The sequence below is a fragment of the Synechococcus sp. R55.4 genome (genome assembly GCF_047461935.1).
In the GTDB taxonomy this organism is placed as follows: Bacteria; Cyanobacteriota; Cyanobacteriia; order Thermostichales; family Thermostichaceae; genus Thermostichus.
In genome coordinates this window covers 1-26568 of record NZ_JANSIF010000033.1, presented here as the reverse complement: position 1 = coordinate 26568, position 26568 = coordinate 1, and the positions used below count along the sequence as shown (strand labels likewise).

General features: G+C 59.7%; 23 protein-coding genes and 1 pseudogene. 10 read left to right on the top strand and 14 right to left on the bottom strand.

Features of this window, described 5'->3' with window-relative positions:
* The first annotated feature begins 187 nt into the window (after positions 1-187).
* The 5 genes from speB (at position 188) to proC (ending at position 4782) form a co-directional block, all read left to right on the top strand.
* Positions 188-1111 (top strand): agmatinase, encoded by a 924-nt coding sequence (gene speB, locus NW842_RS08875; RefSeq protein ID WP_414417876.1) that lies wholly within the window; start codon positions 188-190, stop codon positions 1109-1111.
* A gap of 72 nt (positions 1112-1183) precedes the next feature.
* Complete coding sequence (locus NW842_RS08870; protein ID WP_414417875.1) at positions 1184-2032, top strand: prohibitin family protein; 849 nt, start codon at positions 1184-1186, stop codon at positions 2030-2032.
* A gap of 103 nt (positions 2033-2135) precedes the next feature.
* Positions 2136-2819 (top strand): YggS family pyridoxal phosphate-dependent enzyme, encoded by a 684-nt coding sequence (locus NW842_RS08865; RefSeq protein ID WP_414417874.1) that lies wholly within the window; start codon positions 2136-2138, stop codon positions 2817-2819.
* 578 nt (positions 2820-3397) lie between these two features.
* A complete protein-coding gene (locus NW842_RS08860; RefSeq protein ID WP_414351079.1) occupies positions 3398-3973 on the top strand; it encodes a cell division protein SepF in 576 nt (191 codons plus the stop codon).
* Between the two features lie 5 nt (positions 3974-3978).
* A complete protein-coding gene (proC, locus tag NW842_RS08855) occupies positions 3979-4782 on the top strand; it encodes a pyrroline-5-carboxylate reductase (protein WP_011433348.1) in 804 nt (267 codons plus the stop codon).
* On the opposite strand, the gene NW842_RS08850 is transcribed toward proC, so the two are convergent.
* Both NW842_RS08850 and ruvX (NW842_RS08845) read right to left on the bottom strand, forming a co-directional pair.
* Positions 4779-5996 carry an NAD(P)/FAD-dependent oxidoreductase gene (locus NW842_RS08850; protein WP_414417879.1) on the bottom strand — a complete coding sequence of 406 codons (1218 nt, stop codon included), beginning with the start codon at positions 5994-5996 and terminating at the stop codon, positions 4779-4781. The two genes, proC and NW842_RS08850, sit on opposite strands and share 4 nt — an antisense overlap.
* 140 nt (positions 5997-6136) lie before the next feature.
* On the bottom strand, positions 6137-6649 hold the full coding sequence (ruvX, locus tag NW842_RS08845) for a Holliday junction resolvase RuvX (protein WP_414417873.1): 513 nt from the start codon (positions 6647-6649) through the stop codon (positions 6137-6139).
* Between the two features lie 95 nt (positions 6650-6744).
* Here ruvX (NW842_RS08845) and ahcY point away from each other — a divergent pair, with 95 nt between their 5' ends.
* Complete coding sequence (gene ahcY, locus NW842_RS08840; protein WP_414417872.1) at positions 6745-8025, top strand: adenosylhomocysteinase; 1281 nt, start codon at positions 6745-6747, stop codon at positions 8023-8025.
* Between the two features lie 15 nt (positions 8026-8040).
* Here ahcY and NW842_RS08835 read toward each other — a convergent pair whose 3' ends face one another.
* Together NW842_RS08835 and NW842_RS08830 are read right to left on the bottom strand one after the other, a co-directional pair.
* Positions 8041-8520, bottom strand: a complete 480-nt coding sequence (locus NW842_RS08835; protein ID WP_414417871.1) for a hypothetical protein — start codon at positions 8518-8520, stop codon at positions 8041-8043.
* A 101-nt stretch (positions 8521-8621) separates the two neighbouring features.
* Complete coding sequence (locus tag NW842_RS08830) at positions 8622-9824, bottom strand: argininosuccinate synthase (protein WP_414417870.1); 1203 nt, start codon at positions 9822-9824, stop codon at positions 8622-8624.
* Positions 9825-9969: 145 nt separating this feature from the next.
* Here NW842_RS08830 and NW842_RS08825 point away from each other — a divergent pair, with 145 nt between their 5' ends.
* Entirely contained in the window at positions 9970-11898 is a 1929-nt protein-coding gene (locus NW842_RS08825) for an FAD-dependent oxidoreductase (RefSeq protein ID WP_414374872.1), read from the top strand.
* Between the two features lie 73 nt (positions 11899-11971).
* On the opposite strand, the gene secF is transcribed toward NW842_RS08825, so the two are convergent.
* A complete protein-coding gene (secF, locus tag NW842_RS08820; protein WP_414374870.1) occupies positions 11972-12976 on the bottom strand; it encodes a protein translocase subunit SecF in 1005 nt (334 codons plus the stop codon).
* Positions 12973-14319, bottom strand: a complete 1347-nt coding sequence (secD, locus tag NW842_RS08815; RefSeq protein ID WP_414331113.1) for a protein translocase subunit SecD — start codon at positions 14317-14319, stop codon at positions 12973-12975. The genes secF and secD overlap by 4 nt, the downstream gene beginning before the upstream one ends.
* 393 nt (positions 14320-14712) lie before the next feature.
* On the opposite strand from secD, the gene NW842_RS08810 reads away from it, so the two are divergent.
* On the top strand, positions 14713-15531 hold the full coding sequence (locus tag NW842_RS08810; RefSeq protein WP_414417869.1) for a hypothetical protein: 819 nt from the start codon (positions 14713-14715) through the stop codon (positions 15529-15531).
* A 7-nt stretch (positions 15532-15538) separates the two neighbouring features.
* Here the strand turns inward: NW842_RS08810 and chlP are convergent, their stop codons facing one another.
* The 4 genes from chlP to NW842_RS08790 all read right to left on the bottom strand — a co-directional run bounded on the left by chlP (position 15539) and on the right by NW842_RS08790 (position 19832).
* On the bottom strand, positions 15539-16759 hold the full coding sequence (gene chlP, locus NW842_RS08805; RefSeq protein WP_414417868.1) for a geranylgeranyl reductase: 1221 nt from the start codon (positions 16757-16759) through the stop codon (positions 15539-15541).
* Positions 16760-16883: 124 nt separating this feature from the next.
* The gene (locus NW842_RS08800) at positions 16884-18020 is read right to left on the bottom strand and encodes an extracellular solute-binding protein (RefSeq protein WP_414417867.1); all 1137 of its coding nucleotides are present in this window, start codon (positions 18018-18020) and stop codon (positions 16884-16886) included.
* Positions 17992-18456 (bottom strand): Holliday junction resolvase RuvX, encoded by a 465-nt coding sequence (gene ruvX / locus NW842_RS08795; RefSeq protein ID WP_414331042.1) that lies wholly within the window; start codon positions 18454-18456, stop codon positions 17992-17994. Before ruvX (NW842_RS08795) ends, NW842_RS08800 begins: the two co-directional genes overlap by 29 nt.
* Complete coding sequence (locus tag NW842_RS08790) at positions 18453-19832, bottom strand: DUF3084 domain-containing protein (protein WP_414417866.1); 1380 nt, start codon at positions 19830-19832, stop codon at positions 18453-18455. Before NW842_RS08790 ends, ruvX (NW842_RS08795) begins: the two co-directional genes overlap by 4 nt.
* Before the next feature lie 166 nt (positions 19833-19998).
* Here NW842_RS08790 and NW842_RS08785 point away from each other — a divergent pair.
* Positions 19999-21256, top strand: a pseudogene (locus NW842_RS08785) (RNA-guided endonuclease InsQ/TnpB family protein).
* Between the two features lie 42 nt (positions 21257-21298).
* Here NW842_RS08785 and NW842_RS08780 read toward each other — a convergent pair.
* On the bottom strand, positions 21299-22483 hold the full coding sequence (locus tag NW842_RS08780) for an NAD(P)/FAD-dependent oxidoreductase (protein WP_414358258.1): 1185 nt from the start codon (positions 22481-22483) through the stop codon (positions 21299-21301).
* A 217-nt stretch (positions 22484-22700) separates the two neighbouring features.
* Here NW842_RS08780 and NW842_RS08775 point away from each other — a divergent pair, with 217 nt between their 5' ends.
* Entirely contained in the window at positions 22701-23579 is an 879-nt protein-coding gene (locus tag NW842_RS08775; protein ID WP_414417865.1) for a mechanosensitive ion channel family protein, read from the top strand.
* A gap of 6 nt (positions 23580-23585) precedes the next feature.
* On the opposite strand, the gene NW842_RS08770 is transcribed toward NW842_RS08775, so the two are convergent.
* The 3 genes from NW842_RS08770 to hisG all read right to left on the bottom strand — a co-directional run bounded on the left by NW842_RS08770 (position 23586) and on the right by hisG (position 26128).
* Positions 23586-24428, bottom strand: a complete 843-nt coding sequence (locus tag NW842_RS08770; protein WP_414358263.1) for a class I SAM-dependent methyltransferase — start codon at positions 24426-24428, stop codon at positions 23586-23588.
* 89 nt (positions 24429-24517) lie between these two features.
* Entirely contained in the window at positions 24518-25312 is a 795-nt protein-coding gene (locus tag NW842_RS08765; RefSeq protein WP_414358265.1) for a photosystem II manganese-stabilizing polypeptide, read from the bottom strand.
* A 108-nt stretch (positions 25313-25420) separates the two neighbouring features.
* Entirely contained in the window at positions 25421-26128 is a 708-nt protein-coding gene (hisG, locus tag NW842_RS08760) for an ATP phosphoribosyltransferase (protein ID WP_011433162.1), read from the bottom strand.
* Between the last annotated feature and the right edge of the window lie 440 nt (positions 26129-26568).

Sequence of the window (26568 nt, the reverse complement as noted above, 5' to 3'; positions counted from 1 at the left end):
TCAGCTTGTGGAAAGGCAGTCTAAGAGGAGTGAAAACAAATGGCTGCTAAAACTGGGCTTGGGGAAGCCTTTGCTCAGTCTAGAGGGTTTGCCTCAATCCCACAAGGGATCCCTCTTTACCCCATCATCCCAGTCCTTTTGGCTCACCACAATTCTTCAATAGATTCAATAGAATAGGGATCCCTTCTTGCAAGCCATCATGTATCGCTCTCCCTTCCCCTTCCTGGGCCTGCCTGAGCCGGATCCGGAGATGGCCCAAGCAATTCTCCTGCCCGTCCCCTACGAGGCCACCACCTCCTATGGCAAAGGCACCGCCAAAGGCCCTCAGGCGCTGTTGCAGGCTTCTGCCTATGTGGAGATCTACGACGAGGTACGGGATCGCCAGCCAGCTCTTCACCCCGACTTCTCGGAAGAGATCTCCCGCTACTGGACGGCCCCCCCGGTGGAGTTGGAAGGTCTGGGATCTTCCGCCCAGGAGCTGGCTATGGCCGAAATCCAGCGTCGCGCTGCCGAGTGGGTGAGACCGGGGCGGTTCCTGCTTTCCATCGGTGGGGAGCACTCCATCAGCGGGCCGCTGATTGCTGCCCACCTGCCCCATTATCCGGAGCTGCACGTCCTGCAAATCGATGCCCACTGCGACCTGAGAGATAGCTACGAGGGATCCCGCTATTCCCATGCTTCTGCCATGGCCCGCGTGGTGGAGCAAGTGGGCAGCCGCCTCACCCAAGTGGGGATCCGCTCCATCTGCGCCGAAGACCGCCAGACCATTCGCGAGCGCCGTCTGCACACCTTTTTTGCCCACAGCTTGCACACCAAGCCAGCCCAGGAGTGGATCCCAGAGGTGATCGCCACCTTGGGCCCCCAGGTTTACCTGACGGTGGATGTGGATGGGCTGGATCCCGCTGTTGTGCCAGCCACCGGTACCCCCGAACCTGGCGGCTTGGGCTGGTGGGAGACGGTGGAGCTGATCCGGGCGCTAGGACAGCAACGGCAAATTGTCGGCGCCGATGTGGTCGAGCTGTCGGTCACGGGAGAACGGGAAACCGATCGCCGCAGCGCCTTCACGGTCGCCAAACTGGCCTATCAGATCTTGGCTGCGGCCTTGGGTTAAGCTCAAGAAGAGCTTGGCCGGCCATCCCCGGGGCACCTGTTCGAGTTCTTTAGGTTTTTGGGTAACACACCTGTGAAATCGGCCCACCCCCGTCGTCCTGCTTTTGAACTTCCCGCTTTGTCCTGGATTCCCTTGGTGGGTGGGGCATTGCTGCTGATCCTCTTGGCCACCTTGCTGCAGTGCTTGGTGGTGGTGCCTGCCGGCACACGGGCCGTGGTGTTCAACTCCCTGACGGGGCTGAAGCCGCAGCCGCTGGGAGAAGGGCTGCACCTCCTGCTGCCGCTGGTGGAAACGCCTATCTTCTACGACGTGCGCACCCAAACCTACACCATGGCCTCCCAACGCTCCGAAAACCAGGGGGATGATGCGTTGAAAGTGCTCAGCGCCGACGGCCAGCAGATCTCCCTCGATGTCTCGGTGCGCTTTCGCTTGGATCCCGACCAAGTGGCCCACCTGCACCAGACCATTGGCCCTTCCTACGTGGACAAAGTGATTCGCCCAGAGGTGCAGACGGTGGTGCGCAATGAACTGGCTTTGCACCGCGCCATCGCCGTTTTCTCGGAAGAACGCGAGCAGATCCAGGAAAATGTGGAGCGGCAGCTCTCCAGCATTTTTGCTGAGAATGACCTGATCTTGCAAAACGTGCTGCTGCGCAATGTCCGCTTCTCCGACCAATTCCAAACGGCCATCGAGCAAAAGCAAATTGCCGAGCAAGAGAAAGAGCGGGAACGCTTCCTCGTGGAAAAAGCAGAGCTGGAAAAACAACGATTGGTGATCCTGGCAGAAGGAGAAGCCCAAGCCATTCGCCTCCAGGGGGAAGCCCTGAAGCAAAACCCAGAAGTGGTGCAGTTGGACTACGCGCGCAAACTGGCGCCCGGCACCCGCGTGATCATCTCCCGACCGGATCCCTGGCAGCGGTAGCGGACAGCCCGTTGGCTCTGGGTTCTGCAAAAATCTATCCCAGAGCATTGTTGCCAATTGGAACGAGAATGGGGATAGAGATCCCCGGCCTGCTGACCTGACGATGCCCCTTGACGAGCAGCTCATCCACAGCCGCATTCAGGCCATCCGAGCCCAGATCCCAGACCATGTGGAGATCATGGCAGTGAGCAAAGGCTACAGTGCCGACCACATCCGCGCCGCCTATCGGGCTGGGATCCGCCACTTTGGGGAGAGTCGAGTGCAAGAGGCCGCCGTCAAACAAGGGCAACTGCAGGATCTGACCGGCATTGTTTGGCACTTAATTGGGCATCTGCAGACCAACAAAGTCAAACCAGCCCTTAAGCAATTTGCCTGGATCGACAGCGTCGATAGCTTGCGCCTGGCCAAGCTGATCAACCAAAAAGCCTGGGAGCTGCACCTCACCCCCAAGCTTTGCCTGCAGGTTAAATTGGCTCCGGATCCCAATAAATTTGGCTGGCCCATCCCCGATCTGTTGCAGAGCCTCCCCGAACTGAACCAACTGCTGCAGGTGCAAATTGTGGGCCTGATGACCATTTTGCCTTTGGGCTTGAGCTCAGAGGCGGCCCTAGACCTGTTTCGCAAGCTGGCCGAACTGGCCGATTACATCCAGCGCAGCGGCTATGAACATCTGCAGGTGCACACCCTCTCCATGGGCATGTCCGACGATTACCTCCTGGCGGTGGCAGCAGGCTCTAACTTGATCCGACTGGGGCGTGCTTTGTTTGCCGACGCCGAGCAGGAATAGATGTGGCCTCTGTGAAGCCGTTAAATTGTGATTAAATTTTGTGTAAAGCCGCGAACTCCGGAGTCGCCCTGCGGGGTACCTTCGGGGCGAGAGTTTGGCTTGGCTCGATCAAAAGCGGGGGGATCCCGCCCAGGATTTGCCCTATTGGGGAAATTTTGCGGAAATTCGCAATCATTTGCGTTACTTCCGTTAACGTGGGCTCAATCCAGACGGGGAGCAGAGTTCAATCCTGCCAAACAACGGCTTGGCAAGTGAGATGACATCTTCACTTCTTCTGGGTAAACTCTAGTCGTCGAATCAATGGGGTTTTGTTAACCTACGTTAGCCCCCACCTGCTTCGGCAGCTTCCTGAGCAAACCCTGTCTCAGCCTATTGAAAGACTTTGACCGAGAATAAAAGGACGCCCCCTAGCTTGAGTGAGCCACTCAGGCTCCAATCAAGAGCCTGAATCCTACGCTCGCCGTAAACCCATGACCTGTAGTGAGGATGTGCATATGAATGTCAATGGAATCTGGAGCAGGGTAAGAGATTTTGTGGGTCTGAATGATCCCGTGGACGGCCTGGAGGAGTACTCTGAAATGGAAGGGCAGGATGATTACCAACTGCTCTACGAGGGACGCCGTTCCCAACCGGCTGCTCCCCCCGAAGAGGAGGAAGTGAGTACCCTTCCGCGAGGGCGGCGGCAACGGGGAGTGGAAGCGGGGGAGGGCTCTGCCGGTCGAGAAGAGTCGCGGGGCCATCGGCGCAGTCAGCATCGGGATCGCTCAGCAGGGGGCAGTATGGGGAGCAACGTGATTGGATTACCGGGCGTAAACCCACCCACCAGTGAAGTGGTGGTGATGGAGCCGCGCAGCTTCGATGAGATGGCTCAGGTTATCCAGTACCTACGGGAGCGCAAGACGGTGATCCTGAACTTGACCCTAATGGATCCCGCTGAGGCGCAGCGCTCTGTGGATTTCGTTGCCGGCGGCACCTACGCCATCGATGGCCACCAAGAGCGCATCGGAGAGAACATTTTTTTGTTCACCCCCAGCACGGTGATGGTTTCCACCCCCAGTAGCCAAGTGGTGCAGCCGCTGCAGCGCCCTTTGCAAAGCCCTACCCCCCTCTGGCCCAGCACCTATGAGCATCTGCAGGCAGTAGGTCAGCACTAGTTGCTATGGAGCGGCCACTGCTAAGTGTTATCGGGGGTGGAGCCATGGGATCCGCCCTGCTGCGGCGTTGGGTAGCTGTGGGAGTTTATCCCGCAGCGCAGGTGGCCTTGCGGGAGCCTGATCTGGATAAGGCTGTGGCCCTGCAGCAGGAGCTGGGTATCCGATTGTTGGCGGATCCATCCCAGGCGGGAGAGTCTGAGATTCTGTTTCTGGCCGTTAAACCGCAGCTCTTCCCGACAGTGGTGGCTGAGATGGGCCGGCTGTCCGCCACAGAGCTGGTGATCTCGATTATGGCCGGGATCCCCTTGCAGCAGTTGCAGCAGGCTTTTCCCAAACAAAAGGTGGTGCGCACGATGCCCAACACGCCGGCGCTGGTGGGGGCGGGCATAACGGCCATCAGCTACGGGCCAGGGGTGACGCCTATGCAGGTGGAGCAGGTGGAGAAGCTGTTTCGCGCGGTGGGCGAGGTGGTGACGGTGGCCGAAAGCCAGATGGATGCGGTGACGGCACTTTCGGGTTCCGGGCCGGGGTATCTGGCGGTGATTCTGGAAGGGCTGATCGACGGAGGGGTACAGGTGGGGCTGCCGCGTCCCATTGCTACCCAGTTGGCCCTGCAGACCTTGGCGGGTACTGCTGCCCTCTTGCAGCAAGAAAATCTGCACCCTGCCGTTCTCAAAGACCGGGTCACCAGTCCAGGGGGGACGACCATTGCCGGGATCCAAGCCTTGGAGCAGGCGGGGGTGCGGGGAGCCCTGATGCAGGCAGTGCGAGCGGCCTACGAGCGCTCTTGCCAGTTACAGGGATCCTAGCGGGCCAGCAGCCCTTGCCAGAGGGGACGGGTGATCCAATTCCACCCCACCTTGAGCTGGTGTTCTAGGGTGGGCAGGCGCACCAGATAGGCAGTTCGCCGCGCCAAATAGCCCAGGGGGCCGGTCAGTGTGAGGCCGCCAAGGGCAGAAAGCACCGCCGTATCCACCCCCAGGCTGAGCATTTCCCCCAGAGAAAAGTAGCGAAAGGGCAAGAGAGGCCGCTCCTGGGTGAGCAAAGCCCACAGGTTCCAGGCGCAATAACCGGCCTGTTGAAAAGCCGCTTGGGCTGTGGCCGGCACCGGCTTGCCCTCCGCATCCACCACCGCTGCTGCATCTCCCAAGGCAAAGATCTCTGGGAAGGTGGGGGTTTGTAGGGTGGACAAAACCTGTAGCCGTCCCCGCTCCGTTTTGGGCAGATCCCAATTGGCAATCACCGCTGCCGGTCGGGTTCCGACAGTCCACAGCACAGCATCCACAAGATCCGTAGCAATCTCCTGGCTCTCCAGTCGCTGGAGCTGCAGACGGAAGGGAGGGGCGCCGTTCTCGTTAAGGGCCTCGATGCCCAAGACCTTGGTTTGCAACTCCACCTGCACCCGCCGTTGAGCCAGCGCCTCTTGGGCCGCCTCCCGGCTGGAGGGAGCAAAGCCGGACAAGATTTGGGATCCCAACTCAATGAGGCGGATCCGTCCCCGCCAGCCCAGCCGATCTGCCAATTTGCAGGCCAGTTCCACGCCACTGGCCCCTGCTCCTGCAATGGCCAGAGCCACAGGCTGAGCCGGATCCCGCTCTTCTAACGCCTTCAGGTGGGCGCGCAGCCGCTGGGCATCTGCCAGGGTGCGAAAGGGAAAAGCAAACTCTGCCGCTCCCGGAACGCTCTCCAGAGGGGTTTCTCCCCCCAGCGCCAGCACCAGCGCGTCATACTCCAAGCTCTGCCCATCTTCCAGCTCCACTCGGCGGGCTTGAGGGTCAATGGCCTGGACAGATCCGCGGCGAAACTGCACCGATCCCGGGGGCAGCAGATCTTGAAAACGGGGGGCCACCTCCCAGTCTTCCATTTCTCCGGTGAGCAGCTCATAAAGCAGGGGGGCAAAGACGAACCGCTCCTGCCGATCGACCAAGGTGATCTGGGGTGGTTCTGGCCAGGGTTGCCGGCTCAGTTCCAAAGCTGTGTACAACCCGCCAAAGCCGCCCCCAAGAATGCAAATGCGATTCATGCTCGGATGGTTCACGTGACGTTATCAGACGTTATCAAAGTTGCGCGAAAGGCCCCGACTTAACAATCACACCCTGCTGATGCAGAAGGGGCAACGAGGGATGGCCCACCTTGGGCTTGAATTGATTTAAACTTTCCCGGCTAGACTTCTCCAGCGTAGTCTTTGTTGCCCCAGCTTTGCCAAGCCGGCACTTCTGACAGGGAAGCCCGTCGCTCGTCCAGCCAAGTTTGGAGAATTACCGCCGCCGACTGCCGATCGATTAAGCCCTTCTGGGCTTTGGCCGGGATCCCCGCCTCGCGCAGATCCCACTCCGCCTGCGCGGTGCTCAGGTATTCATTGACGGTAACAATGGGAAGATCCACGGCCACCTGCAAAGCGCGCACGAACCGCTGGACTTTGCGGGCCTGGGATCCCACCGACCCATCCGCCAGAAGGGGGATCCCCACCACCACCACGGTGGCCTGGCGACGGCGGATCCACTCCTGCACTTGGGCAATGTCCTCTGAGAGGGATCGTCGCTGGATGACCCCCAAGCCGGTGGCCAACAGCCCCAGCCGATCGGAGCCGGCCACGCCAATGCGGCGGTTGCCTACATCCAGCCCCAGCGCTGAAAGGGGATCCCTTGTGGCAGAATAGTTCAGGCTTATCGACATCCTTGCTGATCTTTAATGGCTGCCTGGCCCCCTTTGGGGCTTGCAGTTTCCGTTCCCCTATCCTCTCTCGATGACCCTGTTTGGAGCAACACTCGATGACCAGCGCTACCCTGTCTCTCCCGAAGCATGAAGTGAAAGATCTGAACCTCGCCCCCCTGGGCAAGCAACGGATCCAGTGGGCGGCGCGGGAGATGCCGGTGCTGGCCCAGATCCGGGAGCGCTTTGCTCAAGAAAAGCCCTTTGCCGGGCTGCGCTTGGTGGCCTGCTGCCACATTACGACCGAAACGGCCAACCTGGCCCTGGCTCTACAAGCAGGGGGGGCGGATAGCGTTCTCATTGCCAGCAATCCCCTTTCCACCCAAGACGATGTGGCCGCCAGCCTGGTGGCGGACCATGGCATTTCGGTGTTTGCCCTCAAAGGAGAAGATGTGGCCACCTACCGCCGCCATGTCCAGATTGCCCTAGATCACCGCCCCAACCTGATTATCGACGATGGCGGAGATGTGACGGCGGAGCTGGTGCAGCACCGTCAGGAGCAACTGTCGGAGCTCATCGGCACCACGGAAGAGACCACCACTGGCCTGGTGCGCCTTAGGGCCATGCTCAAGGCGGGGGTGCTCAGCTTCCCGGTGATGACCGTCAACGACGCCGAGACCAAACACCTGTTCGACAACCGCTACGGCACCGGCCAATCCACCCTGGACGGGATCCTGCGCTGTACCAACATCCTTCTGGCCGGGAAGACGGTGGTGGTGGCTGGCTACGGCTGGTGCGCCAAGGGAGTGGCCATGCGGGCCCGCGGCATGGGATCCCAGGTGATTGTCACGGAAGTCAACCCGGTGCGGGCTCTGGAGGCGGTGATGGACGGCTTCCGGGTGATGCCGATGGAAGAAGCCGCTGCTCTGGGGGACATCTTCATCACCGTCACCGGCAACAAGCACGTGATTCGCGGCGAGCACTTCGACCGCATGAAGGATGGGGCGATGGTCTGCAACGCCGGCCACTTTGACATTGAAATCGACCTGGTGGCGCTGCAGGAGCGGTCGGTCTCCCGACAGATGGTGCGCCCCTTTGTGGAAGAATACCGTCTGCAGTCGGGCAAGTCAGTGGTGGTGCTGGGGGAAGGCCGCCTGATTAACTTGGCTGCTGCCGAAGGGCACCCCGCCAGCGTTATGGACATGAGCTTTGCCAACCAGGCCCTGGCCTGCGAATACCTGGTGAAAAACCGGGGCCGGTTGACTCCGGGGCTTCACCCCATTCCTCTCGAGGTGGACGAGGCCATCGCCCGCCTCAAGCTCAAGGCCATGGGGATCCAAATCGACAGCCTCACTCCAGAGCAGATCGAGTACGGCAACACCTGGACTGCCGGGACTTGAGGGTGGGTGCTGGCGCTACGAACCTGAGATACATCCTAAAACCTGTCGCACCTGGGCCAACTCGTCAGCAGGGAGGCGAGCTTTCAACTCCTTCTCCCAGCGATCCAGCCAGTTGCACAGTACCTCCGGCAGACAAACCTTTTGGTTATAGAGCTCACACACTACCCAAAGGCTGCCGTGGACGACAACGCCGCTCTCCGCGCAAGCTCTGCGCAACCGGCCATCGTTGGAGAGAAGCGTAGAGCTGTTGGTACGGCAGTAGTGAAGACACAATGCGTCAGCTATCGACAACCCACTTTTCTTCAGAACCATTGCCTCTGGAAGCCACGTTTCCTGCACCTGGACAACCTGCACGCCCAAAGCAAGAGCCTGGGACTTGCAAAGGTCATCGACTTCTGCCAGTACCACGTCAAGCACCTCCAGAGTTGCCAGTCTTGCCAAGGATTCCAGCCCCCCAACCTTGGCGAAGTCAATGAGGATGTTGGCTTCAGGCATAGCTGCCCCTCTCATTGTCTCCGCCGAGGCGCGTTTGGGTAACTCCAACAGGTTGTCCAGAGATCCATCCAATGGAATGAGAGTGGGATCACCACTTCAGCCTAGCCCCGGTGCACCTGGGCCCAGACACGGGTGGGCAGGCCCCAGATGTAGATAAAGCCTTCGGCGGCGCGGTGGTCGAATTGATCCCCTTCCCCGTAGGTGGCCAGCTCTGGGTTGTAAAGAGAGTAGGGAGAGCGACGGCCCACACAGACTGCCTGGCCCTTGTGCAACCGCATCCGCACGACACCGGTGACGCTTTTCTGGGTGGCGCGGATAAAGGCGTCCAGAGCCTCCCGCAGCGGCGAGTACCAAAGGCCGTTGTAGATCAACTGGCTGTAGGTGGTCTCGATGCCGTACTTGTAATGGATGACATCGCGGGTGAGGGTGAGGCTTTCCAGCTCGCGGTGGGCTTGGATCAAGACGGTTAAAGCGGGGCACTCGTAGATCTCCCGCGACTTGATCCCCACCAGGCGGTTTTCGATCATGTCAATGCGGCCCACCCCATGCAGGCCAGCTAAGGAGTTGAGCTGCTCGAAGAGGGCTTTGGGGCCAAGGCGCTGCCCATCCACCCCGACAGGGATCCCTTGCTCGAACTCAATCTCCACGTAGGCGGGCTCGTCGGGTGTCTGGGAAATAGGCCGGGTGAGGGCATACACTTCCTCCGGCGGCTCCCGGTCGGCATCTTCTAGGATGCCGGCTTCAGCGCTGCGGCCCAAAATGTTGAGGTCGATGCTGTAGGGGCTGGACTTCTGCACGGGCATGGGGATCCCGTAGCGCTCCCCATAGGCAATGGTCTCCTCGCGGGTCATCCCCCACTCGCGGGCAGGGGCCAACACTTTGAGCTGGGGATTTAAAGCAGCAATAGCCAGATCAAAGCGCACCTGGTCGTTGCCTTTGCCGGTGCAGCCGTGGGCCACCGCATCGGCGCCCACCTCTTCCGCCACTTCCACCAGCAGCTTGGCAATCAGGGGTCGGGCCAGGGCCGTGGAAAGGGGGTAGCGCTGCTCGTAGAGGGCGTTGGCCTGGATGGCCGGGAAGGCATAGTCGGTAATGAGGGCCTGGACAGCCTCCCGCACCAGAGATTGCTCTGCCCCCGCCCTGAGGGCTTTGGCCTGAATGGCCTCCAGCTCCGCCCCCTGCCCCAAGTCGACTGCCAGGGCCACCACCGATTCCACCCCCCACTCGTGCTTGAGATAGGGAATGCAGACGGAAGTATCCACCCCGCCTGAATAGGCCAATACCACCTTCTTTGCCCGTCCCATGGGATCCCGCCGTTGCCGTTAAAAAGTTGCTAGCCCATTATGCCCTGTGGCAGGGATCCTGGCTGGCCTCAATGTCGGTTTCCTCAGCTATTCTCAAGGGGATTTCTCCTGCCGGGGAAGGGCTTGGGGTGTGAGTGAGGTGAGCATGGCTGGCAAAAAGACGGCTGCGGCGTGCCGGGGATCTGAGCCCAAGCGAACTGTGGGGCTGGGGATCCTGTCGCTGCTGAGCTTTGTGGCCGGGATGGGGTTTGCCGCCCTCTCCCAGCCAGAGGTGGGATCCCCTGTTGCCGTCTCCGAGCCGGAGGTGCCCCGTTTTACCGCCCACGGTTGGCCCTTGTTGGATCCCTTGCCGCAGCCGGACGAGATTTGGGAGTGCGAGCTGGTGGTGGTGGGCGGATCCCTGGGAGGGGTGGCAGCGGCAGGCCATGCCATGCGAGGGGGGGTGCAGACCTGTCTCATCGAGCTCACCCCTTGGCTGGGGGGTCAGATTACCTCCCAGGGGGTATCGGCCATTGATGAATCGCTGCCGATGCGGCAGCGGGGCAATTTTTCCAGCCACTGGCTGGAGTTCAAGGCCTTGATCGAAAGCCAGCCGGTGCATCTGCCGGCCTGGACAGGGATCCCGCCGGGAACCCGCGTATCCGAGATCAACAGCTGCTGGGTGGGAGGGCTGTGTTTTCCGCCCCAGGCGGGGCTGCAGGCGGTGGAAACCTGGCTGCAACAGGCAGCTCAAAATGCCCCCAACAGCCGCTGGGCTACCCAAACGGCTTTTAAGGGGGCCACCTTCAGCGCCGATGGATCCCGGATTGAAAGCATTTACGCTGTGCAGCGGCAGCCGCGGGATCCCAACTTTGTGCCGCCGGGACGGCTGTGGCGGGAGCTGGTGAGCTGGTATGGCTGGCAGGAAACGGAGGTGTTCGCCAAGCGAGTGCTGCGTCTACAAGCGCCGCCGGGCCGCCCATTCTTCGTGATCGATGCCACCGATACCGGCGAGCTGGTGGGCTGGGCCGGGATCCCCTATCGGCTGGGTTCGGAAGGGCGAGACGTGACCGGAGAGCCCAATGCCGCCCCCGCCAGCAACCCGGAGTGCACTCAAGCCTTTACCTTTCCCTTCGTGCTGGCCATCCACGACGATGGCGGTCGCTCCCGAGCAGAGCTGGCCCAACTGCAACCAGGCTATTCCCGCGCCGAACACCGCCGCGAGTTCGACATGGAAGGTTTCCCCACCTTCAGCGGCCAGAGCTTTTTCAATTACCGCCGCATCGTCAGCAAGGGTCGCCGGGATCCCTTCTACAGCACACCCGTTCCAGGCGACCTGACAATGGTGAACTGGAACCGCGGCAACGATTGGGGGATCATGAACCCGCCCCTGATCCTGACGGAAGAGCGGCTGGTGGCCTCGGGGCAGCGCCACAACTGGCTGGGGGGCCTGGATGTCTCAGCCATCAAAGATGGAGAAAACCACGCCCTGCTGTTTGCCGAGTGGCTGATGGAAACCCAATCCCGCAGCGGCTATCCCCTGTCCTTGGTGTTTGCCGAAGAGTCCTTGCTGGGCACCCGCTCCGGCCTCAGCCTCTACCCCTACATCCGGGAAGGTCGACGCATTCTGGGGCGATCTGCCTACGGCCAAGCGGAGTTCCTGATGTTGGAGCAGGATATTCGCGTCGGCACCACTGGGGGACGGGACTTCAGCCCCACCGTGGTGGGAGTTACCCACTACGCCATCGACATCCATGGCTGTCGCTACCGCAACTGGGAGCCATCTCTGTCGGCCAGCTCCGCGCCAGTCAACGAGTTTTCCGTCCGCCCCATTCTCATTCCCTTAGAAGCCCTGATCCCGCAGAAGGTGGATAACCTGCTCATCGGCAGCAAAGGGATCGCCGTCAGCCACATTGTCAACGCTGCCACCCGGGTGCATTACGGCGAATGGACCATCGGCTCGGCGGCAGGGCTGACCGTGGCTTGGCTGCACAGCCAGGATCCCAGCTTGATCCCAGCTCAGATCGTGCCGCAAGGCAAAATGGCCGATTTACAACGCTACCTGATCTCCCGCGGGCAACGACTGCAATGGTGAACCCAGAGGACACCGTCTCAGCGCGAACGACAGATCCCCACCCAATCGACCCAATTTTTCCGATATCGGGGCCCTAGCCCTCAGAGGGAAGTGAATCGGGATCCCTGCCTGCGCGGGCATCTTCGCTACTTTTGCCATAGCGCTGCTGCCGCCACCACACCAACAGGGGGCTGGCGATAAAAATGCTGGAATACACCCCCAAAGTAAAGCCAATGAGCAGGGCAATGGCAAACCCCTTCAAGGTAGCTCCCCCGAAAATGGCGATGGCAACTAGGGGCAGCATCGTCGTCAGGGTGGTGTTCAGGGAGCGGGCAAAGGTCTGGTTCAGAGATAGGTTTACCACCTCGGCCAGGCTGACCTTGCGGCTCACCAGACGCAGATTCTCGCGGATGCGGTCGTAGATGACCACGGTGTCGTTGACGGAAAAGCCGATGATGGTCAGCAGCGCCACCACAAACAGGCTGTCCGCCTCCATACCCACCGTCAGGCCCAAAAGGGCAAATAGCCCTATCGTCAACACTACATCGTGCAGCAGCGCCACAATGGCAAACACCGCGTAATCCCACTGAAAGCGCAGGGCCAGATACACCACAATCAGGCCGAAAGAGATGAGCACCGCCACGATGCCGGAACGCAGGAGCAGACGACCCACCGTCGGGCCAACCGTCTCGACCAGATTGCGCTGGAAGGGGGCAACCTCCTGCCGCAGGGTGGCTTCCACGGCCAAGCGCTCCGTCTCCGACAAAGGGGGCATGCGGATCAGGGCTTCCTGGCCCGTCTGGGTGTCCAGTTGAATGATGCTGCTCCCCAGGTTGTGTTCCTGCAGCGCCCGCCGCAGCTCCTCGGTGGTGACAGGCCGCTCAAAGCTCAGATCCAGCAAAGTGCCGCCGGAAAAATCCAACCCCAGCCGCAGGGGGGTTCCCAGAGAAGCCAGGGAAAAGGCCATGCTGACCAGCCCCACCAGCAACACCGCCAAGGAGAAGCCAAACCACAGCCTGCTCCGCCCAACAATGTCAAAGCGGTAGTCCAGCAAGCGAGAGGAAGCGGGATCTGCAGGGGATAGCTCTTGAGCCGTCATGATTGGGCCGCCTCCATCCGAACGCCGTAAAACTCAGGTTTGCGCAAGCTGGGGATCCCCATTGCCGCCAAGAGCAGGCTACGGGTGCAGGTGATGGCCGTAAAGAAGCTCACCAGAATGCCAATGCCCAGGGTTACCGCAAACCCTTTCACCAGTCCCATCCCCAGCCAGAAAAGCACGCCACAGACCAAAAGGGTAGTCACATTGCTGTCCAGGATGCTGCTGAAGGCGCGGTTAAACCCTTCCGAAATGGACTTGTAGATGGATTTGCCGGCCCGCAACTCTTCTTTGATGCGCTCGAAGATCAGCACATTGGCATCCACCGCCATGCCGATGCTGAGGATAAAGCCGGCGATCCCCGGCAGAGTCATGGTGACCCCCAGCAGTTGGAAGAGAGCAAAGGTACAGAGGGCGTAGATAAGCAGAGCAATGTCCGCAATCAGCCCTGGCAGGCGATAGTAGGCCACCATAAAGAGGAAAACCAGCACCAGGCCCCCGATCCCGGCATAGAGGCTGCGGCGCACGCTCACTTCCCCCAAAGTGGCCCCGACAGTGCGATTTTCAATCACCTGAATGGGAACCGGCAGCGCTCCTGCCCTGAGCTTGACCGCCAAGTCAGTGGCGGTTTCCACCGTAAAATTGCCCGTGATCACCGCCGTCCCGCCGGTGATGCCGGTGCGGGCAAACTCCGGCCCCACGATCGGGGCACTGATCAACACGTCGTCCAGAAAAATGCCCAATGGACGTTCTGTTCCGGCCAGATCTCGGGTGAGCTGAGTAAATTTTTCTGCCCCCTCCGGCTTGAACTCCAGCAGCACCTCCCAACTCTGGGATCCGCGGCGAGGGGCTTGGGGATAGGCATTGCGCAGCAGATCCCCAGTGAGGCCGACCCGCTCAAACAGAGTATCCGGATCCTCCCCCGCTGTTATCTCTCCCCGCTCGTTGCGGGGCAGCGCGCCGACAGGAACCAAGCCCTTGCGAAACTCCAGTTGGGCTGTATCTCCAAGGAGAGCAATGGCCCGATCCGGATCCGCCACCCCCGGCAACTGCACGAACAGGCGGTCTTGGCCGCTGATCTGCACCAGAGGCTCAGCCACCCCCAGCCCGTTGATCCGCTGCTGGATGACGGCCTCTACCCCCTGCATCACTTCGGGGGTGATTTCAGGCACCTCCTCGGTGGGCACAGCTTGTAGCGTGAGCTGGGTTCCCCCCTTGAGGTCGAGGCCAAGGCGAACCTCCCGGCTGAAGCCCAAGTAAACGAGGGCAACCACCACGGCCAAGATGAAGATCAGCCCTCGCAAAAAGGAGAGCCGACTGAGCCACGAAGCTGAGGATCTAGCCATACTGCTGAGAAGGTGAGGAACACGGTCGCACTCGATCTGAGGCTCTTAGGATTTTGGCACTTTCTGAACTTTCTGATCCTATCGCAGACGGGATCCCAGCGGAAAACGGCAGAGCCCGTGGCGCTGCCCCGACAAAATGGCCCCTGGGATCCACCGCCAAGGCAACCCCCAGCTCGATGAAGACGGGTACTGGGCTATCCCTTTGGGCAGAGCGGATGAAGTTCAAAGTCGTTATTGTTGGAAAGATTATTCAAAGACTCCCCCTGGTTTGCGCCGACCCTAGGTTAGGCTATTGCCATCGCGGGGGAGCAAGAAACACCTCTTCTGCCTCGCAGTCCGCCGGTTGAGTGAAGGAAGGTTGAGGTGAATGGGAGACTGACCTGCCATTTCCCTGTGCTGCTATTGGTCCTGCCTCTGTGGGGATCCCCGACCTGGGCCGGAGAGTATTTCACCGAGGAAGTCACCAGCCCCAGCCTGGAGATCGTTCATGGCTGGCGGCAGGAGGTGTACGGCATTGGGGTTACCATCACCAACACCAGCCTCGGCTCCTTTCGGGTGCCCTTGGAAATTGATATGGAGGATCGGACTAGCTGTGAGCGGGCCGACTTGGTGCTGACCAACAATCGCATCATGCCAATGGGATCCTTCCAAGATTGCATTCTCAACATCTTTCCCTACCTGGATAAGTTCATCAACCAAGAAGTCGCCAGCATCCGAGTCACCCTAAAAGGGCCAGCTCCCCTCCTGGAAATTCCGGTAGAGGAGTCGGATCGACTGATTTTGGCCCAGGTGGCCAACCAATCGCGGGAAGCCTTTGTTTTCTTTCAGCAGGAGTTGGCCCGTGTTTTGGAGCTGCTGAGGCAGTCGGATCCCAAGCAAAGCGAGACGGCCCCACAGCCTGGCACCCCAGTTCCGACCGCCACCCCAGCCGAGTCTGCCGCTAGCCCAGGAGATTTTGTAATCGTGGGATCCATTCGGGAAGAACGAGTGGGGGCCGGTAGCCGCCTAAGCGTGGAAGCGATCAACCGCAGCACCCGCACGGTTCTCAACGCCCGTGCTCGTTTCACCTTCTATCGGGGAGAAGAAGTTGTCGATACGCGAGTGGCAGCATTTGAGCCCAGCGACGTGCCCCCCGGACAAAGGGCCTCCGCCAGTGTGCTGAAAACCGAGGCCAATTGGGATCGCGTCACGGTGACCTTCCAGTGGCAGTAGGGTTACTTCAGGGAGCCAAAGCGTTGCCGCGAATCAGGCTGCCCAGGGTTTTGACCGTGATCTTGAACTGCACCCAAGGGCTCATGTGCACTACCGTCTTGTAGAGGTAGCTGTCAAAGGTCATCCTCTGCACGTCCCGGTCGGCGCACATCTCCACAAAGGCTTCGCGAGTGGCATTGGAACGGTAGAACACCCGCTGCAGGATGTCCAAGACCTTGTAGGTCAGGCCGTACTGGCGATCCCAGCGCTTGAGATACAGCTTGAGATCCTCTTCGCTGGGGATGCGCGCCCCACCGTTGGAGGTCTCGACGATGGTCTCGGCGCACATGCGGCCTGACTTGGCGGCAAAATAGATCCCTTCGCCGCTGGATTTGGTGACGTATCCCGCCGCATCTCCCACCAAAGCAGCACGGCCCACCACGCGGCGCGGGCGGGGATGCTCTGGGATCGGATGGGCTTCCACCTTGATCACCTGGCCGCCGCGGATACGCTCGGCAGCACGGGCGCGGATCCCAGCTTGCAACTTTTGGATGTGGGCTTGGTTTGCCCTCATGGTGCCGGTGCCCACGGCTACATGGTTGGACTTGGGAAACACCCAGGCATAAAAGTCTGGAGAAACATCGTCCCCCACATACATTTCTGCCCGCTCTGCGTAGTAGGCCATTTTGTCGTCCGGGAGCCGGATGCGCTCCTGAAAGGCCAGCGCATAGTTATAGTCTCCAGCACCAATGGCTTCTGCCACCTTGGAGTGGAACCCATCCGCCCCGATCACCACATCCACAGCCAAAGAACGCGGCACCCCTTGCCTCGATCCGTCGGAAAAATCGTTGTAGTGCAGGATGTAGGGATCCCGGCCATTCTGGGGGATTTCCAGATGCATTACCTTGCCGTTGATCAGCTCCGCCCCTTTTTGGTGGGCACGATTGCGCAAGAAGGCATCCAAGATCTCGCGGCGGCACATGCCGATGTATTCGTTTTCCTTTTCAAGGGCGATATCCACCTCATAGTTGGAGGGGGAGATCATCTTCATCTTGCGCACTTTGCGGTCGATGATCTCGGGGGGAAGGTCAAATTCTGAGACCATACAGAGAGGAATGGCGCCCCCACAGGGCTTAGCATTGTCCAGCTTCCGCTCAAACAAAAAGGTTTCAATTCCCGCTTGGGCTAGAACTTCAGCAGCAGAGGCTCCGGCTGGCCCGCCCCCCACAACAGCAACTCTCAGGCTCAAGGTGCTCTCCTCGATGCAAATGCGACTGGCTCATCAGACAGCAGGCATCCTACCACAGCTCCTCAGAAGCATTGCGGACCTTGACGAAGTGTTGCAGAGTGGAGGGCTCGCGCTCGCTGTGTTTCTACAAAAGGCCCCGCCGCATTTGATCCCAGAGGTTGAGATAGGACTCGGCTTCGGCTGAGCTCAGGGGGCGCCAGATCTCCGAGCGTTGCCAAGTGGAGATTTGCAAGTCGGCTCTGCGTTGCAGGCGTGGGGCAAGTTGAGCCAAATCCAGCGGCAAAACCGAAGGGATCCCGCTCAGATTGACCAAGCGGGGGGCAAATTCAGGATTCAAGACAAAATCAAGCCAGTCAGCCAACAGGGATCCGGAATCTGTCTGGGTTGATTCTGTGTGGGCATTGTCTTCGACGTGGGGTCGCACCCAGACATCCCACCAGATGGCGGATCCGGAGGCCGGGATCACCACTGCCAGCTCAGGGTAGTTGGCTTGGGTGGCGTAGAGATCCTGCGACCAGCCCACGGCCACCCAGCTATCGGCCAAGCGCAAGATGGGCAGGTAGTCGGAAGAGGTGTAAGTTAAAACCTGGCGATGCAGGGATCCCAGCTCTTGACGTAATTCGACATCCTCAGGGTTGAGGGGATCGTTGTAGGAGCGGCCCATTTTCTTTAGGGTTAGCCCAATCACCTCCCGCGGATGATCCGGCAGAGTCAGTTTGCCGGCCAGCTCAGGCCGCCACAGATCCGCCCAGTCCCGAATGGGCTCCCTCACCCGATCCCGGCGGTAGGCAATGGCCGTTACCCCCCAGCGCCAGGGCACACCCCAAATCTGCCCCTCCCGGAGTGCCGCAGCTTGCCAACGGGGATCCAGATTCTGCCATCGTTCTCCCAACAGGCTTGCCGGCAGAGGAGCCAGCCAACCGGCAGCTATGGCCCGATCCAATCCGTCGGCCCCCAACAAACTCAAAGCCGCCACCGGCAGCCGCCGCCGGAACCATCCCCCCGGATCCCACCAGGCCGGATCAGCCGGCTGAACACTTTGCTGGAGATAGGCCAACAACTGATCCCGACTATCCAACAGTTGCAGCCGAAAGCGGGCCTGAGTCCTGCGGCGAAACTCGTTGAGCAAACTGGCAGGGATCCCTTGCTTGAGCGCCACGACAAGAGGCAGGTGTGCATCCGGCCCCCCACATCCTGCCGCCATTAGCCCCAGCAGGATCCCCTGTAGAAGCTCACGTCGGCTCAGCCGTATCTCGCCCACGACAGTACCGCTCCACCAGAATGAGAGCCACCAGATCATCGTAAGCCTTGGCGGGCACCCGCATCCCCTTGGGCAACAGCCGCTCCCATCCCTGCGGTGGGTGAAAATCCCAGTAGCGCTGACGGGCCTCTTGGGAGCTGTGCCGCTCATCCACCAGGACAATCTGCTGCGGGGGGAGAATGGATTCCAGTTGAGACTTCCAGGCTTGGGCCGTCGTCTGATTGCCCAGGATCACTTGCTCCGCCTGAAACTGTTGCCGGAGCGTTTGTAGTCTAGACAGCGCTGCCGCGGAAGGGACCACCTCCCGGTGTAAAACCTTCAGCTCCGTTTGCGTAAACACCTGCACCACAGCAATGCCGCATTTGTCGCGCCCTGGGTCGAAACCGATCAGCACTCGTTGGCCCTTCAGTCTTGCCGGGTGGAGTGGATCCGTCATCCCTCAGGACGCCCCGCCTGCTGAGCCCCAGAAGAGCCGGGTTGACCGGAAGCTTCTGCCATCAGAAAACTCACCCGCAATGGCCCCGCTGTGTAGATGTCGGTGTCGGCAACTAGCTTCACATCCAGAGGGGTGGTGCTCTGGCGGAGATGCTGCACAACCTCCAGAAACTTGACCTGGGAGAACTCCCCAACGGTGCCGGTGATGGGATCCGAGAGGAGCCCCTCCTCCTGCGAGCGCTGATTGGCCTGGTTCAGCAGCCCCAGCAGTTGCTGTTGGATCTGATTTTCGCTCAAACCCGGTTGAATCACCCCGTGGGCCAGCACGGATCCCTTGGCGAAAATCCGCTGGTTGGGGTAAATCTGCACGAGCACAGGCACAGGCTCCCCCTTGAGCCGGTTGGTAACAGAGAGAATGCGCACCGCCCAGCTACCGGGCTCTTGCAACTTCTCCAAGGCTTGATCGGCATCCTCGCGGCGGATCAAGATCGCGTTTTCCAGAGGGGGCATGGGCTGGGATCCAAGGGCAAGGGCTCGCTGTTCCGCCTGGGCCAAAAGTTGCTCAAACTGCCGCCGAATCGCCTCTGGCTTTGCCCCCCTTGGAGCCTCCACAACCCCCGTTGCCAAGACTTCCCCCGCCAAGATGGCCAGTTCCCCCCGCCGCAGCCGCACCGCCAATTGGTTGAGCTGCTCGATCTCCTGCTCAAGCTGGTTTTTCTGGTTCTCCAGTTGGGTTAAGGCCGCCTGCACCACATCCAGGGAGCGCTCCAGCTGATCCCGATCCAGTTGCAGGGCTTGTTTTTGCGACTCCAGGGTAGCGATCACCTGGCGAGCCGACTCCACCTCTGCCTTCACTGCCTCCAACTCGGCATGGGCTCGATCCAAACTGGGCTGCACCTTGGCCAGTTGCTCGTTGGCTGCCGCCAGCTTGGCCTCCGCCTCCTGCCGCTCCTGCAGCGCCACTGCCAGCTGATCGCGCACTTCGCTCAGGCGGGTTTGGGCTGCCGACTGCTGGGTGCGAAATTGATCTAGATCCACCTTGAGGTGGTCTCGCTCAACCCTGAGAGCGGCATTTTCCGCTTCCAAGAGAGCTTTTTGGCGGTTGAGGGCCCGCAGCTCTTGCTCCGCCTGGGCAATTTGGTTGGTGTAGCTGAACAGGGCCTCCGACAGGGAGCGGTTGAGGAGCAGCAGCGTGCCCAAGGTCAGCGCGGAGATGCTCACACCGGTCACCACGGCCACCAGAATGGCGGTATGGCGGGGGCGCAGGTTAAACCAGGTAAGGCGCTTTTTGCCAATGCGGTAGCCCACCCGATCCCCAACAACGGCAATCAGGCCACTGACAACCAACATGTAGAGGATCAGCAGTACGCCTTGCATATTCGCGGATCCCTGCCATGGAAATCTTAGCAAGGTTGCCCTGAGGATTTTGGGAGTTGTTGGGGAGGTGGGAAATAGGAATTCAGCTTACTCGCGCAGGAGCCCCGCGCTGTACCCGTAGGGTCAGCGTCGGGAGGAATGCGTCTTGATGAAGTATGGTAGAGCTATGACCCAAGTCCTGACCCTTTCCTGCAAGCTCAGGGTAGCAGAAGCTCAAGCGGCAAAACTCTCTGCTACCCTTTCTGCTTTCACAGAAGCCTTGAACTGGGTCAATGCCAACACCCCAGCAAAGGTAGTCAATGCCATCAAGCTCCAATCCCTTTGCTACTACGAACTTAGGTCGCGATTTGGCTTGTCCAGTAACTTGGCTCAGCAGGTATACCGCAGAGTCGCAGGTAGTCGCAAAGGAGCACAACGGAAAAATAGACCCGTCAAGGAGTTCAAGAAACCGTTTGTTACTTACGATGCCCGCATCTTTTCCTTCAGAGAGAAAGATTGGACAGTGTCCATCACTACCGTTGATGGCAGGGAACGGTTTGAGTTAGCCATCGGCAACTATCAACGCAGGAAGTTAGCAGGGACAAAACCCAAAGCAGCGACTCTGGTTCAGCGTCGTGGTGGTGGGTTCTATCTGCAAATTTGCCTAGAGACAGAAACACCTGTTACCAAACCGCAAGAGCGAGTAATAGGCGTGGATTTGGGGAGAACAGACATTGCCCATACATCGGAGGGAGAGAACTGGCATGGACAGCAGTTGAGCAAAATACGAGAGCATTATTCCAAGCTGAGAGCGGTACTCCAGCAAAAAGCCAGTAAGGGCAGCCGCAGTTCCCGGCGCAGGTGCAGAGAGCTGCTGCAACGGCTGTCTGGCAAGGAGAGGCGCTTTCAAGCGTGGGTCAATCATCGCATCTCCAAAGCTATTGTGGCTAGGCAAAAGCAACGAACAGCGCTATTGCTTTAGAGGACTTGACAGGGATTCGGGAAAGGGTCAATCAACAGCCGCGCAGTCAGACAGAGCGTAGGCGTGCAAATAGTTGGGCGTTCTACCAACTGCGCACCTTTATTGGCTACAAAGCTCTGCAAGCAGGAGTTAGGGTGGTGTTGGTGAATCCCCGCTACAGTAGTCAAACTTGCCACCGGTGTTTGCGCATTCATCCCGACCCTGAACAGTCCTACCGCAGTGGGAAGCAGTTTAAGTGTGGGCACTGTGGATGGGAAGGGGATGCGGACTTGAATGGTGCGAATGTGATTGCGCTTTTGGGGGCTGCTGTAAACCAGCCTAGAGGTTAAGCCTACGGCTCGCTTCGCGAACGGGTTTGTTTTGTTCTCTGGCAGAGCATAACAGGCTCAGGGCTACTGAAAGCCCGCACTCTTTCGCTTTAGCGGCGCCGAGCGCTTTGCGTCAGCATGAGTGGTGCGGGTAGTTTACACTTGCTCGGCGAGGAGCATCGAGAGCAGGTAAGGCATCAACTCCAAACCTGGGCAAACCGCCCCGGCGATAGAGCAGGGATCCATTCATCCGCCTGTCCATAGGCTTGTTGGGCGAAGCGACGGGCCAAAGCGGGCACGATGGGCAGGGGGTTGCTGAAGCCGGAAAACAGTTGCAAGCCTTCCCAACCGGGCAGGGATCCGACCAGAGGCTGGTGATCGGCGCTAAAGGCCACCAAGCAGTGATACCACCGTCCGGGCAGGTGGGCCAACTTGGGCAGGTAGCGACCAGCCTGTTCCCGGATCTGGGCTTCGCTGGCGGCTGCATCCACCTCGGCATGGGGATCTGTCAATACCCGGCTGATCTGGCCCATGCGAATGCTGCCATCCACAAATTGCAGGATCCCGGCATCCAAAATCGGCGGGCCAAGCTCGTGCCCCGGCTCGTCCCAGAGGGGATCCCGATCGGGATGGGCGGCTTGCCGCTCCAGTTCCAAGCGTTGCACAGGCGCGCTCATCACCAGCGCTCTCAATTGCAAATCCGAGGGCTCCAGCTCCAGGGATTCGGCATGGGTGAAGTAGATGGGCACCCGGATCCCCGCTTGGCGCAACAAAGCCCGCGTCCAGCCGCCGGCACACACCACCACCTGGCCTGCTCCATAGCAGTTGGCTCCAGCCTCTACGCCCGTGATACGCGCTTCCTGCCGCCGCAGGGCCGTTGCTGTTGTGATCAAGAGGGATCCCCCCAATCGTTGCAAGGCTGTTTGAAAGGCCAGCGCCGTCAACAAGGGGTTGATGTGGCCATGCCGAGCCCAGAGCACTGCTTCCAGAGCTGCCGGATCCAGCAGTGGCTCCAGCTCGCAGGCTGCCTCCACCGAAATCCGCCGGGGTGGGATGCGACAGTCGGCCAGATCCGCCTCGACAGCCTCCACATCACAGCCGGGGGCAATGGGCATGAGCAGGTCCAGCTCACGAAATTGAATGTCTGCCTCCAACTCCTCTGACAGGGTGCGGTAGCGTTGGATCCCTTCTTCCCCCAAAGCTTTGAGCATCGGCGTTTTGCCCGCCCAATGGGCCAAGCCCCCGTAGCTGTAGCGGGTTGCCCCCTTCAGCACCGCTTCTTTCTCCACGAGGAGAACGGATCCCCCCTGGCGGGCCAGCTCATAGCTCAGAGCTGCCCCGGTAATCCCGCCACCGATCACGATCCAGTCGTAGTTGGCCATCGCTTCCCTCGTTGCCCTGAACCTCATCTTGCGGCAAAGTGGCTCCGTTCAGGGTAGCAAGCGCAGCAGAACCTAAGCCTGCACCGGTGGCCGATACTGGCTGAAGAGGAACTCGCAAAGGGCTTCTTTGAGTCCAGATTGAGAGTCTCCTCGGGTTCAGAGTCTGCCAAAGTCCATTTGTGTTCATCGTAGCCAATTGCATAGCAAGGATGAGGGTATGAACGAACTACTTCAAACCATCAACCGCAGTCTCCTGGAGATGGTGGGGCGAGGCATTGAGCTGTTGCCGGGCTTTTTGATCGCCGCAGTCATCCTCTGGGCTACCCGCTATGGCGTTCGAGCCGTGCGGCGTCTGGTAGGATCCGCAGCCAATCGGTGGATCCCCAGCCCTTCCCTGCAAATGCTGCTGGTGCAGATCGGCCAAGTGGGCGCCTGGGTGGTCGGGATCCTCGCGGCCAGCGTGGTGGCTTTCCCGGATCTGCGCTTGGGTGACCTCATCGGGCTACTGGGGTTAGGGTCGGTAGCCATTGGTTTTGCTTTTCAAGACATTTTCAAGAACTTCTTGGCGGGTGTGCTGCTGCTTTTGAACGAGCCTTTTCAACTCAACGACCAAGTTATCGTCGGAGAATTCGAAGGCACCGTTGAAGAAATCAGCATTCGCTCCACCCAGCTTCGCACCTATCAGGGGGAGCGCGTGGTCATTCTCAATGCTATTGTGTTTACCAGCCCGATCACGGTCTTGACCGATCGCCCCTTCCGCCGTACCGATCTGGAAATTGGCCTCGACTACAATACACCTCTGCCCAAAGCTCTGGAGGTGCTGCGGGAAGCCATGCAGGGGGTCGAGGGGGTGCTGGCGGATCCCCCCTTTGAGTTGGACATTGTGGGGTTCGGAGACAGTTCCATTGATTTTGTGGTGCGCTACTGGACTCGGCCCCGCAAGCCGGAGGTGCGGCGCGTCCGCACTCAGGTGATGATGGCTCTCAAACAGGCCTGCGACCGAGCCGGATTGGTCATCCCCTACCCGATTCGCACCGTTTACGTGTTCGACCAGCACGATTTTCAGGATCACATCCCTAATCCCAAGGTCGCCTAGGGATCCCTACCAGCGGGCCAGCAGCATCTGAAATCGGCTCTCCCCCAGCAGAATTGCCTTGGGATCGGGATAAGTCTCGCCAAACCAAGCTCGCAAGCGGGCAATGGCCGCCTGGAAGATCTCCTCTGGGATCGGCCAGGAGCTGCTGTAGCAGCGCTGAGCGTACAGATCAAACAAAGCTTGGGCAGCGATGGCCGTCTGCCACTCTGCCGCTGTCCTCTGTTCCACATGAGCCCCTTGAGACTGCAACAACGCTTCCACCTGCTCGGCATCGGCTCCAACCTGTTGGGATTCAAATCCCAGCTCTGCCAGAATGCCTGTCCACCGGGCCTCGAACGAGTGGCGGGCGCTCATCACCCGCTCTCCATAGCCGTAGAGGTAGACCCCACCTGGCTTGAGCACGCGACGGATCTCGCCAATCGCCTGCTGCCACTCGCGGATCAAGTGCAACACATGCACCGTGATCACCGCATCAAAACACTGCTCCCTAAAAGGCAGGTTGGTGGCATCGGCCATCTGCAAATGAACCTGTGGCGGCATTTGGCCCAGACTTTGTTGAATTTTGTGCCGCAAGACGGCCAGCATGCGCTCGGAAATGTCGATGCCGGAATAGGAATAGCCGCGACGGATCAGCGGCAAGGCAATGCGTCCTGTCCCAATGCCCACCTCGAGAAAGTGGGTCTCAGGGGTGGCTTCCACCGCGGCCAAGATTGCATCGGCGATCGCTTCATCTACGCCGGGAGGAAAGCTGCGGGTGGCATCGTAAAAATCGGCGGCCCGATCAAAACAGACGCTGTGGGATCCCACCATCGCTGCACACTTCCCCAACGGGCAAACCCAGACAGACATAGTATCAACAGAAATAGGCAGGGATCGCCGGGATCTCTGCCCATCTCAAGCCCGAAATTGGATCTCTTCTCGGCTTTCCTCAAGCCTCTTCAAGACTCCTGCGCCAGGCGAGCGTAAAACAAGCCTTGAACGCGAACAGTGTGGGGTTCCATCGCCCCTTGCTCGGTGCTGGAAGGCTGAATGCTAACAAAGGATCCCGCCATCTCCCCGGTGCTGGGATCCACGCGAGCGATCCGCAGCGACATTTTCCCCTGGGAAACCTCGTCCACCTTGCGGTTGGTGGCAAAATCATCTTTGGCAGCCTGTAGACCTACCGCAGTGTCGTAGCCGGTGTTGGATCCCCGCCCGCGCGGGTCGAGGAAGGTGCTGCTGTGATAGCCGGGCACCAAGAACTCCCCTTCAAAATCCGTCGAAGGGTCAATGGCGGAGCCCTGGGCAGTGGCGACCAAGTCTTTCACGCTAAACAGAAACGGCACCAGCTCGCGGCGGGGCATTTGGCCGGTGGTCGGCTGAAAGGTGATCCCATCCACCACTTTGAGCTCCAGCGCACCGTCTTTGGGAGTCACCTCGGCTTTAATCGGCCCCAGAGTGGCCGCTGAGATCAGGATGTTTTTGGCTTTAATAAACTCCTTCTCGCCGTTCCGCTTTTCTTCTTCCACCTCAATTTGCACCGGCTGGAAGCAGACATCCGTCAGCTTCAGGGATCCCCCCCTGGGCACCTCGATACGGCCCCGGGCGTTGTCCGAGACCGAAGGGCAAATGGCGGCCTTGCCGGTGTTGCGGATCTGGTCATAGGTCAGCGGGGCTTTGGCAGCCTCAGCCGGAACAGCAAAGACGCTCAAACAAAGCGCCAACAGGATGGCGAGCAGTGGACGGTACCGCATAATCAACCTCGAAAAACCTTTTTTGAATCTGAACGCTGCTGGGGGAAATAAGCCCGAATGCCCCCATTGTACGCAATCGTGATCCCCCTCAGAGGAAGTGCCTCAAAATTAGCCACCCACCAACAGGGATCCCAGCCAGCGTTCCCGAATCTGGGTGATCAACTCGCGGATAGGCTGTTGGTTGACACGGTAGCTGATGGGATGGGCAATCAGGCGAGCTGTACTCTCGAATAGGCAGTCTCGCTCAATCAGGCCGTTTTCCCTCAGGGTGCGCCCTGTGGCTACCAAGTCGACGATGGCATCGGCCATGCCGGTGAGGGGGGCCAACTCCACCGAACCATAGAGAGAGATAAGCTCCACCGGCAAATCTAGACGGTCAAAATACTCCCGGGCGCAGCCGACAAACTTAGAAGCCACGCGGGCATGAGCAGGCAACTGAGCTGCCGAGTGGTAGGGGCTATCTTGGGGAAGGGCCACCGACATGCGACAGTGGCCAAATTGGAGATCCAACAGGTGGGCCACCCGCGCTTCGGTGCCGGCATAGCGCTCCCGCAAGACGTCGTAGCCGACAATGCCCAATTGCGCCTGCCCGTACTCCACATACACCGGCACATCGTGCGTGCGCACCAGCAGCGCTTCGTAGCGTTGCCCGTTCAGCCGGGTGGGGGACTCAATCCGCAGTAGGCGATTGCCGGGATCCAAAAAACGACTAAAATCGATCCCCACCTGCTGCAGACATTGAATGGCCTCAGGCAGCAGGGCCCCCTTGGCCAGAGCAATCGTGATGGGTGGGCTGTCGGGACGGCCATCCAGCATTTTTTCAGCATCTACATCTACATCTGACCTTGATCTGATCTTGGGCCGGAAGTAATTGGTATGAACAAACACAAGAATCTCGGGATCCCCGCCTGCCGAGTGGACTCCTGGTAGAGACGGGTTAGAACGAGGGGCCTAGGGGGAAACATCAGCGAGAATGCCCAGAGACAGGCCGGCAGCAAGCAGGCTCTCCCAGAAAAGCAAGCCCCCTTGATTGTAGGGGATCGGAATCCCGGCAGCGATTCCCCAGCCTCTTGAAAGCCCCACCGGTTCTCCAGAATGCCTGGGATGTTGACATACTCCCCTGCCTAAAGGCAGGGGATTCTTGACGCTTCACAGACCGATGCCAGCAAGCTGGTCTTACTAGGTCGTGTTGATCTTATGTTAGGATAGAGAGAGTAATTTATAGAGGAAAGAGGATGAAGTTGGTTTTTTTAGAT